We start from the raw sequence: 16,642 nt of genomic DNA on the forward strand, positions 1-16,642 counted from the left end.
CTTGGAGGTGTAATATGCATTCGGTTGCATTGACCGATATAGGTAGAAAAAGACTTACAAATCAGGATACAGTGTATTTAAGCGATGCCCCGATAGGAGTATTACCGAATTTATATATTGTAGCAGATGGTATGGGAGGAGAGAAAGCAGGAGACTATGCTTCAAAGTCCTTAATAGGATATATGCTTACATATATTGAAAATACAATGAAGATGCCAATAAGGGCTATAAGAGAAGCTATAGAATATGCAAATGAAAATCTCTTTGCTGAGGGAAGTAAGAACCCCAACTTGGAGGGCATGGGAACTACCGTAGTGGCAGCATGTATTATAGATAATACATTACATGTGTTTAATGTGGGGGATTCCAGATGCTATATTCTGGATGAGAGTGGTATTTCTCAGATAACAAAGGACCATTCTCTTGTAGAAATGCTTGTTTCTAAAGGAGAGATTACAAGAGAAAGCATTGAATATAAAGCAAACAAAAGTAAGATAACAAGAGCTGTGGGGGCAGAAGAGAGTGTACTGATAGACAGCTTTGAGGTAGAACTTTTAGGGAATGAGTATGTTTTATTATGTTCAGACGGACTTACAAATATGGTGGAGGATGAGAAGATATATAATATAGTGTCTTCAGGTGCCGGTGTAAGAGCGAGTGCAAAAAGACTAATAGAGGAGGCAAATCTATCAGGAGGAAGTGATAATATATCAATTCTACTTATAGATATGAATGAGAGGTAATATTATGAATCTTGAATCAGTTGTCTTGCAGGGAAGATATGTAATCATAGAAAAAATTGGCTCAGGAGGTATGTCTAATGTATTTAGAGCCAAAGATTTAAAGCTTGGCAGGTTGGTTGCCATAAAAGTTTTAAGAGAAGAATTTTGCTATGATATAAATTTTGTGGAAAAATTCAAAAAAGAGGCACAGGCAGCAGCCGGACTCTTGGGTGAGAATATAGTAAATATATATGATGTTGTAGATGAGGGTAGATATCATTTTATAGTAATGGAGCTTGTAAATGGTATAACATTAAAAGAATATATAAAAATGAAAGGAAGGCTGGATATAACTGAAGGTGTAAGCATAGCTATACAGGTGGCTAAGGCGCTTAAGATATCACATGATCAGCATATAGTTCATAGAGATATAAAGCCTCAAAACATACTTATAACAAATGATGGGAAAATAAAGGTAGCAGACTTTGGCATAGCAAGAGCAGTATCAGAACAGACTGCCAATGCAAATGCAATAGGCTCTGTTCACTATATTTCACCTGAACAGGCAAGAGGTGGAAGATGTGATGAAAGGAGCGATATATATTCGCTTGGCATCACTATGTATGAGATGTTTACCGGGAGAGTGCCTTTTGTAGGAGAATCTACAGTTGCGGTCGCATTGGCACATTTGGAACAGGCGATAATACCTCCAAATGTATACAATAATAAAATTACTGCAAGTTTGGAGAGAATTATTTTAAAGTGTACAAAGAAGGATCCGGTAAATAGATATCAGGATATATCATCATTAATTGATGATTTGGAGAATGCACTTCTAAATCCTGATGAACCTCCATACGAGGTTTCGGGATCTACAAAGGTAATAAAGGCAAAAGATACTGCTGTACTTAACAAGGTGGAACCGATAAACGACATGACAGATGAAGAACAAGATAACGACTATGAAAACAAACAAGAAAATAGCGATTATGATGATGACGACTACGACGAAGAAGATGAAAAGATGGACAAGATCATGTCTATTGTGGGAGTTATATTGGCTGCTATCATAGTTATAGTACTGGTATTCTTTGTGGGTAGATTTACAGGGGTATTTGGTGGTAAGAAGTCAGATACTTCACATAGTAAGATAGATTCGACTCAGACTGTAATGCCGGATGTAGTAGGACTTTCAGAGAAGATGGCAGATAAGAAGTTATCTGATAACAATCTTCAGATGCAAGTAAAGTCAAGTGAGTATTCAGATACTGTAGAAAAGGGAAGTGTTATCTCACAGGACCCTGAGGCAGATGAGGTAGTATCAAAGTATTCCAAGGTAAGTGTAGTTATAAGTCTTGGTTCGGATTCTTTAGATATGGCTAAGATGAATCTGGTTGGAAAGACAAAGGAGGCTGCAGAGTCGCTTTTAAAGGAAAACGGTTTTTCAGTAGATACTAAAGAAGAAAACTCCGATACTTTTGCAAAGGGTACAGTTATATCATATAGTCCTACAAAACCTAAAAAAGGTGATAGAGTGACATTGATCGTAAGTGCCGGTAAAAAAATAACCAAGGTTGATGTACCCAATATTACTAATATGAGTGAGTCGGATGCAAAAGCCTTGCTAGAACATAGTGGACTTGTACTTGGAAAGAAGTCTGAACAAAATAGTCAAAGTGTGGCAGCTGGATTTATAATGGGGCAGTCAGTGTCTTCCGGTTCAAAAGTTGACAGTGGAACAAGTATAGATTACGTAGTGAGCACCGGATTGGCAGAAAGCAGTGAGGCAGAAAGTGAACAACAATCAAGCCAAGTCGGCTCTTCTACAGAGCAGTCCCAAACCACACAGAGCACACAAGGTACTAAGGCAACAGTTGCACCGGCAACTACAGCTGCAGGATATAGATATATTGCTTCCATAGATACTAATTATTCATTGGAAGGTATGATAGGTCCGGGTGCAAGCATGACTAATATAAAAGTTATGATCAGGCTTAAGCAGACCGTGAACGGAAGTGAAGTTTATTCTACATTGATGGAGGCAAGAACGGTGACCGGTGACACAATACTTCCGGTAAGATTTAGAACTATCGTAGGTACCAATGGTGTAGACCAGGGACAGGTTGAAATTGTAAATGTAGATACCGGTGAAGTGTTGAAATCATATACAGTGGAGTTCTTTAAAGTTGAGTAAAGAAGAGACAGGCAAATTTTATTTTGCAAAGATAATAAAGGGTATTGCCGGGTTTTATTATTGTATAATCCTTGACAAAGGTGAGAGAAAGAACCAGATTTTTTCATGCAAGGCAAAGGGTATTTTTAGAAAATTAGGTGTAAAGCCTTTAGTAGGTGACAATGTTGATTTTGAAATAACAGATACAAAGGATTTTGAAGGAAATATTGTAAAGATACATAAAAGAAAAAATGCCCTAATAAGACCGGCTGTGGCGAATATAGATAAAGTAGTACTTGTCTTGGCAGTTGAATCACCGGCTCCGGCGTTTTACTACCTGGATAAGTATTTGATAAATATGTCAAATGCCGGAATAAAGGTGGAGATATGTTGGAATAAGACTGATCTAAATATGGATAAGGCCTTGGAATATGCTAAGATTTATACGGCTGCAGGTTTTAAAAATATAATAGCTTCCACATTAGAAGAAGGCGGATTGGAAGATTTAAAAGAAGCCTTAAAGGGTGAGGTGAGTGTGCTTGCAGGAGCTTCAGGAGTCGGAAAGTCTTCAATAACAAATATTTTGGCACCAAAGGCCAATATGGATACAAATACAGTAAGCAGAAAGATAGAAAGAGGTAGACATACTACCAGGCATTCAGAACTTTTTATGGTTGACAGTGATACATTTGTCTTTGATACTCCAGGCTTTACCAGTGTAGAATCACCTGACTTTGATAAGGAAGAACTGAGATTTCATTTTCATGAATTTGATATATATGAGGGAGAGTGCAGATTTTCAGGTTGCATGCATATAAATGAACCTGATTGTGCAGTGAAATCGGCATTGGAAGAAAATAATATAAGTGATTCCAGATATCAAAGCTATAAAAAAATGTATGAGGAATTATCTGAAAGGAGGAAATATTGAAAAAGAATATTGCACCATCACTACTTGCAGCAGATTTTTATGATTTGTCATCACAGATGAAACTTTTAAAAGAAGGAAATATAGAGGTATTGCATTTAGATGTAATGGATGGAATGTTTGTACCAAGTATTTCTTTTGGCATGCCCGTTATAAGTTCACTTAGAAAGTCGGTTGATTTTTTCTTTGATGTACATATGATGGTAGAAAATCCGGAAAGATATATTGAAGATTTTTATAAAAGTGGTGCCAACGGTATAACCATACATTTTGAGGCATGTAAGCATATCGATAGATGTATAGCTCAGATAAAGGCTTTTGGACTTAGAAGCGGTATATCTTTAAATCCTGCTACTCCGGTTTCATTTTTAGAAAATATTATAACTGAAGTGGATATGGTACTTATAATGAGTGTGAATCCGGGATTTGGAGGTCAAAAGTTTATTCCTTACAGTCTGGATAAGATAAAAGAGTTATCAAAGATGAGAGAGGAAAAGAATCCTAAACTTTTGATACAGGTAGATGGAGGAGTTGATGCTTGCAATATCAAAGAACTCTCAGAAGCAGGAGTAGATGAGTTTGTAGCAGGCTCTTCTGTATTTAAAGGAGATATTTTAAAGAATATAAAGGCTTTAAATACTGCATTAGGAGAGGAATAGATTTGAATGCAATAATTGTTACCGGTGGAGATATAGATCTATCATTTCTAAAGTCCTATATAATAGAAAGAGAAGATACTGTTATTATAAGTGTTGATGCTGCTATTACAAAACTTGAAAGTATAAATATAGTTCCGAATATAATGGTTGGAGATTTTGACACATTATCTGATGAGATTAGGTTGAAAAGATATGAAAGTCTGGGTGTTGAGATTATAAGACATGATCCTATTAAGGACTTTTCAGATACGGAACTTGCAATAGATAAAGCAGTACAGGACAATATAAAAGATATTGTAATAGTTGGTGCTTTAGGCAGAAGATTTGACCATGCATTTGCCAATATATTGATTCTTCAAAAGTATAAAAAGTATGGCGTGAATATTACTATATATGATAAGTACAATAAGATATATATAAAGTCAAATTCCTTTACATTAAATAAAGGGGATCTTTGGGGTAAATATATTAGCCTCTTCTCATTAAAGGGTGAGGTATTTGTCGAATCAATAAAGGGAGTCGCTTATCCGGTAGAAAAAAGAATGCTTGATAGTATCAAAGCACCAAGTCTTTATATCAGTAATGAACTGACAGATGAGAGATTGGAAGCAAAGTTTGATGGAGATTTGCTAGTCGTAGAAAGTCGAGATTAGATAATACAAAAGCAGGAAGGAAGAGTATGGAGTGGAAATTAAGGTCCGACAGATCTTTATATTTACAAATCATGGACTATATTAGAATGCAGATAATCTCAGGGAAGATAGGAAGTGGGGATAAACTTCCAAGTGTCAGAGAGATGGCTAATACTCTGAATGTGAACCCGAGTACTGTTCAGAGAGCATATATAGAACTTGAAAGAAGCGGACTCGTATACATTAAGCAAAGTGTAGGAAGCATTGTCACAAGTGACTTAGATATAATAAATAAGAGTAAGGAAGAGTTGGCAAGAGATTATACAATGGAATTTTTTTCAAATATGATTACTATGGGGTTCTCAAAAGCTGATATACTGGCAGAGATAAAGAAACTGGAAGAGAGCGAAGTCTAGCTACATTGTATGAGAAAACTTAATTTAGAATAATAATCAAAAGAATATGTTAAAATATATATTCAAATAATATAAGTGGTATGATTAAATCTGTGCAAATTGGATATTTTAATCATACCACTATTTTTATATACTGGTATCAGCCAAAAATGATGGAGGAAAGATCATGGAAAGATCGAAGGACAGTACAATTTTTAAGCTTGTAGCAACAGCACTTATGGCAGCACTATGTTATGTGAGCTTCACATATTTAAAAATTCCAATTCCGACTATATCGGGTGATATGACAGCTCTACATATAGGAAATGCTTTTTGTGTTTTGGCAGCTTTGCTGCTTGGAGGAGTTTATGGTGGAGTTGCAGGAAGTCTTGGAATGACTATAGCGGATGTTTTAGATCCGGTGTATATAACATCTGCACCTAAGACATTTATATTAAAGCTTTGCATCGGATTGATAGCAGGTTTTATAGCTCATAAAATTGCACATATTACAGAAAATCATGATGCTAAATATATTATGAAGTGGACAGCAATATCTTCAATCTGCGGGCTGGGGTTCAATGTTATATTTGATCCTATAGTGGGATATTTGTATAAGGTATATATTCTGGGAGTTCAAGCAGATGCGGCAAAGATAATGGCTACTTGGGCAGCAGGCACAACTCTTATAAATGCAATAGTAAGTACAATTTTAATAGTAATACTTTATGCTGCACTTAGACCGGTACTTATCAAGTCGGGATTATTTTTAAAAATCAAATAACATACTTCATTTTAGAGGATATCTTTATTCGCCCTATGGTGAGTGGAGATATCCTTTTTTAGATAACGACATGCAAGTATTTTTCTTAATATATTGCCACATTCTTTAGAGTGGTATATAATACAACCGTGGTATCTGCCCGCTTTGTTTTATTAGTGGACAGAGGTATATTGTAGATTTTGAAAGCAAATGGAGGTATACAATGGAGAAATTAGAGCAGTTATATGAAGGAAAAGCAAAAAAGGTATTCAAAACTGCCGACCCGGATGTACTGATAGTTTCCTATAAGGATGATGCCACAGCATTTAATGGCGAAAAAAAAGGAACAATAGTGGGAAAGGGTGCGATTAATAATCGTATGACAAATCATCTGTTTAAACTCTTGGAAAAGAAGGGGGTTCCTACTCATTATATCAAAGAGCTTAATGACAGAGAGACTGCTGTAAAAGCTGTAAAGATAGTACCACTTGAGGTAATAGTGAGAAATTACTCTGCAGGAAGCTTTGCTAAGAAGCTTGGTATGGAAGAGGGAATAAAGCTAAAAACTCCTACTTTGGAATTTTCCTATAAGGATGATGCTCTTGGAGATCCTTTTATAAACGGCTATTATGCACTGGCACTTGATCTTGCAACTCAAGAAGAGATAGATAAGATTGCTTCATATGCTTTCAAGGTTAATGAAACACTGATCAATTATTTTGATGGTCTTGGAATAGATCTGATAGATTTTAAAATTGAATTTGGTAGATATAAGGGAGATGTAATACTGGCGGATGAGATTTCTCCTGATACATGTAGATTATGGGATAAGGAAACCCATGAAAAACTTGATAAGGACAGATTTAGAAGAGATTTGGGCGGAGTAGAAGACGCTTACGCTGAAGTATTTAAAAGACTTGGTATTCAATAGGAGGAAATCTTGAAAGATAGATATATTAGTCCGCTTTCAGAAAGATACGCAAGTGCGAAGATGCAGTATATTTTTTCGCAGGATAAAAAGTTCAAGACATGGAGAAAACTGTGGATCGCCTTAGCAGAGACTGAAAAAGAGCTTGGTCTAAACATTACCGAGGAACAAATAGAGGAATTAAAGAAATTTCAAGATGATATAAATTTTGATGTGGCAAAGGAAAGAGAAAAAGAAGTAAGACATGATGTAATGAGTCATGTATACGCTTACGGAGTACAATGTCCAAAAGCAAAAGGTATTATTCATCTTGGAGCAACTAGCTGTTATGTAGGTGATAATACTGATATTATCATAATGAAGGAAGCTCTGGAGCTGGTAAAAGAAAAGCTTGTAAATGTAATCAATGAGCTTTCAAAGTTTGCTATTAAATATAAGGATCTGCCGACTTTGGCATTTACTCATTTTCAACCGGCACAGCCTACCACAGTAGGAAAGAGGGCTACACTTTGGATAAATGAGCTTTTGCTTGATTATGAGGATGTAAATTATACTCTTGAAAATTTGAAGCTTTTGGGCTGCAAGGGTACTACAGGTACTCAAGCCTCTTTCGTAGAGCTTTTTGATGGAGATAATGAGAAGATAGATAAAATAGATCCTATCATTGCAAATAAGATGGGATTTAAGGAATGTTATCCTGTTTCAGGGCAGACATACTCAAGAAAAGTGGATATCAAGGTATTAAATGTGCTTGCAGGTATTGCCGCCTCAGCACATAAGTTCTCAAATGATATCAGACTTTTACAGCATTTAAAAGAGATTGAAGAGCCTTTTGAAAAGTCACAGATAGGTTCATCAGCTATGGCATATAAGAGAAATCCAATGCGAAGTGAGAGGATTGCATCTTTGGCAAACTATGTAATGAGTGATGTTATGAACCCTATGATGGTAGCATCTACTCAGTGGTTTGAAAGAACATTGGATGATTCTGCAAATAAGAGACTTTCAATACCGGAAGGCTTTTTAAGCATAGACGGTATACTTGATTTATATTTGAATGTAGTGGATGGATTGGTAGTATACCCAAAAGTTATAGAAAAACATTTGATGTCAGAATTGCCTTTTATGGCTACAGAGAATATAATGATGGATGCAGTAAAAGCCGGTGGAGACAGACAGGAGCTGCATGAAAGAATTAGAGAGCTTTCAATGATTGCCGGAAGAAATGTAAAGGAACTTGGTGAAGAAAACAATCTACTAGATTTGATTGCAAAAGATCCTATGTTCAAACTTTCAAAAGAAGAATTGAAAGAGTCTATGAAGCCTGAAAAATATATTGGAAGAAGTGCTATTCAGGTGGAAGATTTTATAAAAAGAATTATCAAGCCTATCTTGGATGAAAATAAAGATATTCTGGGATTAAAGGCTGATATAAATGTGTAAGGAGAATTAAATGGTAAGAGCTATTGTAGGCGCTAACTGGGGCGATGAAGGTAAGGGCAAAATCACAGATATGCTTGCAGCGAAAGCAGATATTATTATCCGTTTTCAGGGTGGTAGCAACGCAGGTCATACAATTATAAACAATTACGGTAAATTTGCTTTGCATCTATTGCCGTCAGGAGTATTTTATGATCATACAACAAGCATTATAGGAAATGGTGTTGCACTTAATATTCCATATCTTGTTAAAGAGATAAATGAGTTGGTTGAAAAGGGTGTACCAAGACCTAAGGTTTTGGTTTCTGACAGAGCACAGCTTTTGATGCCATATCATATTTTACAGGATACCTATGAGGAAGCAAGGCTTGCCGGCAAGGCGTATGGCTCTACCAAGTCAGGAATAGCTCCTTTTTATTCAGATAAGTTTGCAAAAATCGGAATACAGGTAAGCGAACTTTTTGATGATGAGATATTGGAAGAAAAGGTTGAAAAGATTTGTACATTAAAAAATGTTATGTTCAAGCATCTTTACAATATGCCTGAGCTTGATAAGGCTGAACTTATGAATACACTTCATGAGTATAGAGATATGGTAGAACCCTTTGTATGTGATGTGAGTGCGTATCTTTATAAGGCTATAAAAGAAGGAAAGAGTATTCTACTTGAGGGTCAGCTTGGTTCATTAAAGGATCCTGATCATGGAATATATCCAATGGTTACATCTTCTTCTACATTGGCTGCATATGGAGCTATAGGTGCAGGTATTGCTCCATATGAGATTAAGGAGATTACGACAGTGGTTAAGGCATATTCATCTGCAGTAGGTGCCGGAGAATTTGTTAGTGAGATAGAAGATGAGGCTGAGGCAGACGAGCTTAGAAGAAGAGGCGGAGATGGTGGAGAGTTTGGTGCTACCACCGGAAGACCTAGAAGAATGGGATGGTTTGATGCTGTAGCATCCAGATATGGTGTAAGGATTCAGGGTACTACAGAGGTTGCACTTACAGTGCTTGATGTACTGGGATATCTTGAAGAGATTCCGGTATGTGTAGGTTATGATGTAAATGGTGAGATAACCAAGGACTTCCCTACAACAAATAAATTAAAAATTGCAAAGCCTGTATATGAATATCTTCCCGGATGGAACTGTGATATTAGAGGTATAAAGAAATATGAGGATTTACCGGAGAATTGTAGGAAGTATATTGAGTTTATAGAAAAAGAACTTGAAGTGCCTGTAAAATTGGTAAGCAATGGACCGGGTAGAGATGATATTATCTATAGATAGGATTTTGCCTTGCCCCATATTGGTGAAGACTGATATGGGGCTTGACTATTCATTAAATAAGGAGAAAATATGCTGGACATAATAGAGAAACTTCAAAAAGAAGCTTTAGAAAAGATAAATAGTGCAGAAACTAAGGAGAAATTAAACGAACTAAAAGTAGCATATCTTGGAAAGAAGGGCGAACTTACCGCACTTCTTAAGAACATGAAAAATATAGCTCCGGAGGAGAGAGCTGAATTCGGTAAAGTAGTAAATGAAGCAAGAGAAGCTATTGAAAATACATTAAATAATGTTGGAAGTGAGCTTGCAAAGCTTGCACTTGAAGAAAGATTAAAGGCAGAGACTATAGATGTTACACTGCCGGCGAATAAGAGAGAATTTGGACATAGTCATCCAAATGTAATAGCATTGCATGAAGTTGAAAAGATATTTACAAATATGGGCTATGAAGTGGTGGAAGGACCGGAGATAGAGTTTGATGAATACAACTTTACAAAGCTTAATATTCCTGAGGATCATCCGGCTAAGGATGAACAGGATACCTTCTACATAACGAAGGATATAGTACTTCGTACTCAGACATCACCGGTACAGGCAAGAGTTATGGAGACAGGAAAGCTTCCTATAAAGATGTTAAGCCCCGGAAGAGTGTACCGTTCTGATGAAGTAGATGCTACTCATTCACCTACTTTCAATCAGATAGAGGGACTTATTGTAGATAAGGATATCACATTTGCAGACCTTAAGGGAACACTTGAGGTATTCGCTAAAAAATTATTTGGTGAAGATACTAAGGTTAAGTTCAGACCTCACCATTTCCCGTTTACAGAGCCAAGTGCAGAGATGGATGTGACCTGTTTTAAATGTCATGGAAGTGGATGCAGATTCTGTAAGGGAAGCGGTTGGATAGAGATACTTGGATGTGGAATGGTACATCCTCATGTATTTGATATGTGTGGAGTTGATAAGAATGAATACAATGGTTTTGCATTCGGTATCGGACTTGAGAGAATTGCTCTATTAAAGTATGAAATTGACGATATGAGACTTCTATATGAGAATGATATCAGATTCTTAAAGCAATTCTAAGAAGTTTTAACAGAAAATATTAGATAACAGAGGTGAAGAATGGATACAGCATTATCATGGATAAAGGCCTATGTGCCTGATTTGGAAGTGACTCCAAGTGAATATACAGATGCAATGACTCTTACCGGAACCAAGGTAGAGGGCTATAAAGAATTAGATAAAAATCTTGAGAAAATAGTAGTAGGTGAGATACTTTCAATAGAGAAACATCCTGATGCGGATAAGCTCATTATTTGTCAGGTAGATGTAGGAAATGAGAAAATACAGATAGTTACAGGAGCACCTAATGTTTTGGTAGGTGATAAGGTGCCTGTGGTTTTGGACGGTGGAAAGGTTGCAGGTGGACATGATGGAAGTCCATTGCCTGAAAATGGTATAAAGATAAAGAAGGGTAAGCTTCGTGGAGTGGAGTCATTTGGAATGATGTGTTCTATTGATGAGCTTGGTCAGGACAAGAACTATTTTCCTGACGCACCTGAAAATGGCATCTATATCTTGCCAAAAGATACTAAGGTTGGAATTGATGTTATAGAGCTTCTTGGACTTAGAGATACTGTATTTGAGTACGAAATTACATCAAACAGGGTGGACTGCTACGGAGTAATAGGAATTGCAAGAGAGGCCGCCGCCACATTTAAGAAAAAGTTCGTTTTACCGCAGGTAAATACTACAGGAAATGCTGAGAATGTAAATGATTACTTAAGTGTGGAAGTAAAGGATGAGACTCTTTGTAAGAGGTATGTTGCAAGAGTTGTTAAAAATATAAAGCTTGCACCTTCACCGACTTGGATGCAGGAGAGACTTCGTGCAGTGGGAATCAGACCGATAAATAATATAGTCGATATTACAAATTATGTTATGGCAGAGTATGGTCAGCCTATGCATGCCTTTGACTACAATCTGATCGAAGGACAAAAAATAATTGTAGACAGGGCAAAGGATGGAGATGAGTTTGAGACTCTTGATGGAGTAGTAAGAAAGCTTGATAGTGATATTTTGATGATAAATGATGCTAAAAAAGCTGTAGCTATTGCCGGAATAATGGGTGGAGAAAACTCAAAGATAACAGATGATGTAAGTACAATGATATTTGAATGTGCTACATTTGATGGGACAAATATCAGACTTTCATCAAAGAGAATAGGACTTCGTACAGATTCATCAGGAAAGTTTGAAAAGGGTCTTGATCCAAATAATGCTTATGCTGCCATGATGAGAGCCTGTTCTTTGGTGGAAGAACTTGGCGCAGGTGAGGTAGTAGGCGGAACTATAGATATTTATCCGATAAAGGCGGTAGAGTCAAGAGTAGCTTTTGAGCCTGAAAGAATCAATAAATTACTTGGAACTTCTATCTCAAAGGAAGATATGCTTGAAATCTTTGATAGAATTGAGTTACAATATGATAAAGAGACTAACGAGATAGTAGCTCCTACATTTAGGCAGGATATTCATTTTATGGCGGATTTGGCCGAGGAAGTAGCAAGATTCTTTGGATATGATAAGATACCTACGACATTGCCAAAATCAAGTGCCACTATAGGTGGTATTAGCCATAAACTTGAAATAGAAGAGCTTGCAAGAGAAGTAGCGAAATTCTTAGGATTCTCAGAGGCTATGAACTATTCATTTGAGAGTGCGAAGGTGTTTGACAAGCTTGGATTGTCAAAAAATAGCCACTATAGAAATGCTATTGAAATATCAAATCCTCTTGGTGAAGATTTTAGAATGATGAGAACACAGGCTGTAAATGGTATATTGAACTCACTTTCAACAAATTACAATAGAAGAAATAAGGATGTACATTTATTTGAACTTGCAAATATCTATATTCCAAAGGAGCTTCCTTTAAAGGAATTGCCTGATGAGAGAATGCAGTTTGTTCTTGGCTTCTATGGTAAGGAAAACTTCTTTGATATGAAGGGAGTTGTAGAGGAGTTCTTATACACTTTAGGAATTACAGGAAAGCTTTACTATGATCCAAGTTGTACGGAAGAATTTTTACATCCGGGAAGAAAGGCTGATATAGTATTTGATGGCGTTCGCATTGGATATTTGGGAGAGGTACATCCAATTGTATGTGAAAACTATAAATTGGGTGAGAAGACCTATATTGCAGTAATTGATTTACCGAATGTAATTCCATTTGTAAGCTTTGATATCAAATATACAGGTATAGCAAAGTATCCTGCAATTTCAAGAGATATTTCCTTGGTAGTACCAAGAAGCGTGTTGGTAGGTGAGATTGAGGATATAATTTTAGAAAATGGCGGAATTAATCTGGAGTCATTCAACTTATTTGATATCTATGAGGGGGATCAAATAGAGGCAGGATTTAAGTCTGTGGCTTATTCTCTTACATTTAGAAACAAGGAGAGAACTCTTCTTGATGCAGATGTGAATGAAGTGATGGATAAGATATTAAAGAAGCTTGAGGATAAAAATATTAGAATCAGATCCTAGTCTAAATAAAGCTATGGTGAATCTCTTATTTATATGTGTTTTGTTTTAGAAAAGTGAGAAATATAGATATGGTTAGAAGTAGAGGAAGGAAAAATAAAAACAAATCTTTTATTAGGTACTTTTGTCTTTTTGTGCTGTCTGTTATATTGCTTACTTCTTTACTGATTGGAGATGACACCAGAGCATATGGAGAAGGAAGAAATGCTATCTTTAAAAATCCTATCAATCCGGATTATGAAAGCAATGATAATGGAGTAAAGACATCATTCAGATTGAGAGCACTTAATAATTTGAGTGGAGAAACTGAATATGGTTCAAATGCAATGTCTTTGATATCCGTAAGCGAGGAAGACAATAGAAGAAGTACAATAAAGAATTTTGCTGATGTACTGGATATGGATATATACAGCAATCTGTGTTTTAATGCAAATGTAGAAAACAGTTCAGATGTAGAAAGAGATATAAGCTTTGATATTATATTGCCGCTTAAAACAGATGGCAGAGTATCAGAGCTTAGATTGATAAACTCAGGACTTGATATATTTAAAGGCGATTTGAGTGGAGTAGATATAAAGTATGAGTTGGATGGAAAGTTCATTACAGAAGGTGAAAGGAAATCCGGAAAGCAATTAGATTTTAATAAGGTAAAGTCTATTAAGATAGAGGGCAAAATCGCAGCCGGTCAGAAGTTTGAAGGACTTTTACCTATGGAAATTGTAGAACATAAGCTGGTTATAGAAAAAAAGGATGATTTTGTAGATGATTTGAAGACTATTGTGGAAGTAAATACCAATAATATCTTTGATTTTAAGCTCAACTATAGATTTCCCATTAAAAAAGAGTTAAATCTCAGTATTGCGACATGCCATGGAAGTGATAGAATGGAAGATTTCTCAAATGGTAAAATCGTAGGTATAGCAAGAAGAGATGAGGAAAGCTATGATATATTGCCAAATGATATTATAGAGAGATTCCCAGGTGCTAATACTGCATTTTTCTCAATGTTTACTGTTGATGATAAAAAAGATGCTTTTGTAAATGATTATAGTTTTGTGAGTATTTATACAAAGGAATTACAGGACTTGGTAAAGGATAGAGGATATTCACTGCTTATAAGAAATGGTACATTACAGAATAAATATAGTTTTATAGTAGGCGAAAAAAAGCATATATATGAGGATGGACTTGAGCTACACTTGGGTAAAAAAGATAAATATAATCATTCATTGTCTAAAGTATATGTAGAATTTCAAAAGGTACTTGATTGCAAAGATATCGAAATAGTGCAGGGTAGTGAGTGGAAAAAATTTGACAATCTGTTATCTGCAAAGATTCAAAACGGTGATGAAATTACAGAAATCGACAGAAGCAAAATAAAGGTAGAAGGAAGTGTGGATACAAAGCAAAAGGGTGAATATAATGTGAAGTATTCATATGAGTTATTGCCAAATCTATGGATCAGTAATACTGCCAGGGTAAAAGTAGTCGAAAAAAATGAAGTATCTCAGACTCAGAGTGAGAGCAAAGGTGGAAGCAATGTAAGGATAGAATAAATCCTGCTGTCAAGCATAAATGATTATGTCCCAAAATAATTAATTTATAAGCCCCCACAAAGGGGCTTTTATTATGCACTTTTTATGTCTTCTTCAATTCTGTGTGGCTGTGAGTGTGCGAATTTATTAAAGGCATCCAATCTCCAAGGATGGTTCATTGGAGGTATATAAGGCTTTCTAGGTTTTGGCTGTTTGTAGTCAGCGTCCAAGTCCTTAGATTTATGCTCATGAGCCGGTATTTCTTCCAGTGCATAAATATCTTTGTCATTTACGCACACAAACATAGACCTATCAAATGCCTTGATAAGCATAACCTTGGTACCTTTTCGATAATGGGTCTGCAATCCTTTATTATCTATCATCTTATAAAATTTCTTCTCGAATTGAATCGCATGTCCGGCATCAACAGTTCTCTCAGTTAAAACCGCCAAAGTAAGATTTATTTTTTCTTTAGATGGTTGCGTTTCAAAGACAGATTTGATACCATAAAGTGGAAGTGCGAACTTCTCATTGAATTCTTTTATGTAGTGGTAAATGAATTCATTGGCTTTATGGATATCGGTTACGCCTGCGAGTCTAAACTCAATAGGCAGGCGTGACTGTAAAGTCTGATTCAATCGTTCTATACGTCCTTTAGCCTGTGGTACGCTGCTTGATTCAAGCTGTGTGCCAAGTTGCTTACAGGCGTATGCAAACTGTGTATAGGTGTCTTTGTCGTCAGATAAGGCACCTTTTTTCTTGTAAGTAAATACAGTTCGTTTATCAGTAAGAAACTTATAAGGAATACCATAATCAGTAAGAATCTGCTCAAATACATGGTAGTATCCATTAAGAGTTTCCTGAGTATCAAACCAGGCACCTGTGACAACACCTGAGGCATCATCAATAGCCAAATGTAGATGCCATATCTGTCCCGGCACCCATTCATAAGGGGTAGCATCCATCTGAAGCAATTCACCAAAATAAGCACATCTTGGACGACGACTGTGAGCATCTTCAACTGCTACTAAGTTAGCTTGTATCTGTGATAATTCCCTTTTTGATGTTGCAGCTTCCTTCTTAGCTCTGAGAGTTTGCTTAATGCGTCTACGCTTAGCTTTTGTAGCCTTTGGAGATAGAATGTACTCTGACTCCAAAATACTCATTACAGAGGAAGAAGAGATACTTATGCCTTCATGCTTTTTTAGAAGCTCTGTAAAGTGTTCAAAGTTAGCTTCGTAGTATTTAGTTCTGTATAGATCAAGAACCTGACTTCTGATATCAGGACAGATAGTGGTAGCCGGCTTTTTGCCTCTGTTACCATGAATAAAGAATGCCTTACCATCTTTAATATAACCCTGTATCATACGGTTTATATGCCTTTTGGTGCATCCTAGGATAAGAGCAGCTCTATCCTTATTAGCTGTATCGGGGTGATCTACCAGACCTTTGATAACTTCATACTTTCTTTGTTCATCCATTGATAAAATAACCTTTCTGATAAGTCAGTTCCTCCTAGTGTTAGAATATACAAAATAGTATTCTACCATAAGTGGGACATTTTTATTTGTGGTATACTAGGACTTTATCATTTATGGCTTATACAATGTAAGGATAGAATAAATCCTGC

14 protein-coding genes are annotated in these 16,642 nt (G+C 36.2%); 13 read left to right on the forward strand and 1 reads right to left on the reverse strand.

The window, feature by feature from the left end:
- The first annotated feature begins 14 nt into the window (after positions 1–14).
- The 13 genes from D4A81_RS03840 (at position 15) to D4A81_RS03900 (ending at position 15,033) form a co-directional block, all read left to right on the forward strand.
- Positions 15–743, forward strand: coding sequence for a Stp1/IreP family PP2C-type Ser/Thr phosphatase (locus D4A81_RS03840; RefSeq protein ID WP_111525641.1), 729 nt, complete (start codon positions 15–17; stop codon positions 741–743).
- A gap of 4 nt (positions 744–747) precedes the next feature.
- Positions 748–2,916: a Stk1 family PASTA domain-containing Ser/Thr kinase gene (gene pknB / locus D4A81_RS03845; RefSeq protein WP_111525667.1), complete on the forward strand. Its 2,169-nt coding sequence runs from the start codon at positions 748–750 to the stop codon at positions 2,914–2,916.
- The gene (rsgA, locus tag D4A81_RS03850) at positions 2,909–3,826 is read left to right on the forward strand and encodes a ribosome small subunit-dependent GTPase A (RefSeq protein ID WP_111525640.1); all 918 of its coding nucleotides are present in this window, start codon (positions 2,909–2,911) and stop codon (positions 3,824–3,826) included. The genes pknB and rsgA overlap by 8 nt, the downstream gene beginning before the upstream one ends.
- A complete protein-coding gene (gene rpe, locus D4A81_RS03855) occupies positions 3,823–4,482 on the forward strand; it encodes a ribulose-phosphate 3-epimerase (RefSeq protein WP_111525639.1) in 660 nt (219 codons plus the stop codon). Before rsgA ends, rpe begins: the two co-directional genes overlap by 4 nt.
- A gap of 2 nt (positions 4,483–4,484) precedes the next feature.
- Positions 4,485–5,135 (forward strand): thiamine diphosphokinase, encoded by a 651-nt coding sequence (locus D4A81_RS03860; RefSeq protein WP_111525638.1) that lies wholly within the window; start codon positions 4,485–4,487, stop codon positions 5,133–5,135.
- A gap of 26 nt (positions 5,136–5,161) precedes the next feature.
- A complete protein-coding gene (locus D4A81_RS03865; RefSeq protein ID WP_111525637.1) occupies positions 5,162–5,530 on the forward strand; it encodes a GntR family transcriptional regulator in 369 nt (122 codons plus the stop codon).
- A gap of 166 nt (positions 5,531–5,696) precedes the next feature.
- Positions 5,697–6,293, forward strand: coding sequence for an ECF transporter S component (locus D4A81_RS03870; protein ID WP_111525636.1), 597 nt, complete (start codon positions 5,697–5,699; stop codon positions 6,291–6,293).
- Between the two features lie 202 nt (positions 6,294–6,495).
- Positions 6,496–7,203 (forward strand): phosphoribosylaminoimidazolesuccinocarboxamide synthase, encoded by a 708-nt coding sequence (gene purC, locus D4A81_RS03875; protein WP_111525635.1) that lies wholly within the window; start codon positions 6,496–6,498, stop codon positions 7,201–7,203.
- Positions 7,204–7,212: 9 nt separating this feature from the next.
- A complete protein-coding gene (gene purB / locus D4A81_RS03880; protein ID WP_111525634.1) occupies positions 7,213–8,643 on the forward strand; it encodes an adenylosuccinate lyase in 1,431 nt (476 codons plus the stop codon).
- A 10-nt stretch (positions 8,644–8,653) separates the two neighbouring features.
- Positions 8,654–9,931 carry an adenylosuccinate synthase gene (locus D4A81_RS03885; protein ID WP_111525633.1) on the forward strand — a complete coding sequence of 426 codons (1,278 nt, stop codon included), beginning with the start codon at positions 8,654–8,656 and terminating at the stop codon, positions 9,929–9,931.
- A gap of 69 nt (positions 9,932–10,000) precedes the next feature.
- Positions 10,001–11,020: a phenylalanine--tRNA ligase subunit alpha gene (gene pheS / locus D4A81_RS03890; protein ID WP_111525632.1), complete on the forward strand. Its 1,020-nt coding sequence runs from the start codon at positions 10,001–10,003 to the stop codon at positions 11,018–11,020.
- 39 nt (positions 11,021–11,059) lie between these two features.
- Positions 11,060–13,480, forward strand: a complete 2,421-nt coding sequence (gene pheT / locus D4A81_RS03895) for a phenylalanine--tRNA ligase subunit beta (protein ID WP_111525631.1) — start codon at positions 11,060–11,062, stop codon at positions 13,478–13,480.
- 68 nt (positions 13,481–13,548) lie between these two features.
- Positions 13,549–15,033, forward strand: a complete 1,485-nt coding sequence (locus D4A81_RS03900) for a bacterial Ig-like domain-containing protein (protein WP_111525666.1) — start codon at positions 13,549–13,551, stop codon at positions 15,031–15,033.
- A 71-nt stretch (positions 15,034–15,104) separates the two neighbouring features.
- Here D4A81_RS03900 and D4A81_RS03905 read toward each other — a convergent pair whose 3' ends face one another.
- Positions 15,105–16,493: an ISNCY family transposase gene (locus D4A81_RS03905; RefSeq protein ID WP_119808214.1), complete on the reverse strand. Its 1,389-nt coding sequence runs from the start codon at positions 16,491–16,493 to the stop codon at positions 15,105–15,107.
- Positions 16,494–16,642 lie beyond the last annotated feature (149 nt).

This window comes from Lachnoanaerobaculum umeaense, assembly GCF_003589745.1.
GTDB lineage: Bacteria > Bacillota > Clostridia > Lachnospirales > Lachnospiraceae > Lachnoanaerobaculum > Lachnoanaerobaculum umeaense.